Here is a 722-nt window from a genome sequence, read left to right as displayed (position 1 = left end):
GTCTTTTACGATGGCCGCGAGGCGATGGCGGTGCGGGCCCTCAACATCGACCTGGCCCTGCTGACCAACAACGTCAACGGACAGGCCAACGGGTTGATTAACGGGGATACTTGGCTGCCTGCCGGTGTGCAAGAAGGCCGCGAGGGTGGCATTTTCTACGCCTTCCGGGAAGATGCGGTACGGGAGGATGCCATTGCCCGCCCGCCCTTGGGCACTTTTGATAGCTACCTGGCCGAATGGCAAGCGGGGAATGCCAGCGGTGACCTGGGCGATGCCGGTATTATGAACGCCGGTCAGCCAGGTCGCGGCACGGCCGACAATGGCCAAACGGTCTGGGATCCCCCTGTTTCCGATGCCGGACTTAGCCCTAAGCCGGTGGACTACTACGCGGATCCGGATCGGCGGCCCTACGGCTTCCGGCTGCGCAACGGGGCAGTGTTGGCCCGGGGTGGGTTCAACCCTGACGACGCGATCTTTGGCTTGTCTTTTATTTCCGACAACCCCGTTTACATCCAAGGGGACTTTAACCTGCACCAGACGAGGAACGGGCAGCGGCTGGAGGAGTTCACAGCTCTTCTTAACTTCGGAGCAGACGGCCTCTACAGCAACTTCTACGGGCGGCTGCGATCCGGACCCAATGAAAACCGGGAAGACCGGCGCTTTGCCCGGGCGGCGGAGGATCTCTGGCGGCCCAGCGAGGTCTTGGGCGACTCGGTGAACAT

General features: G+C 62.2%; 1 protein-coding gene. It reads left to right on the top strand.

Annotated features, from left to right (window positions below; all coding sequences use genetic code 11):
• A partial coding sequence (locus NW807_RS09425; RefSeq protein ID WP_414425937.1) for a hypothetical protein occupies positions 1–722 on the top strand: 722 nt, incomplete at both ends.

This window comes from Synechococcus sp. R70.1 (assembly GCF_047461675.1).
Taxonomy (GTDB): domain Bacteria; phylum Cyanobacteriota; class Cyanobacteriia; order Thermostichales; family Thermostichaceae; genus Thermostichus.
Note: the sequence above shows the minus strand (reverse complement) of the source record. Positions and strands in the feature narration are given on the sequence as shown.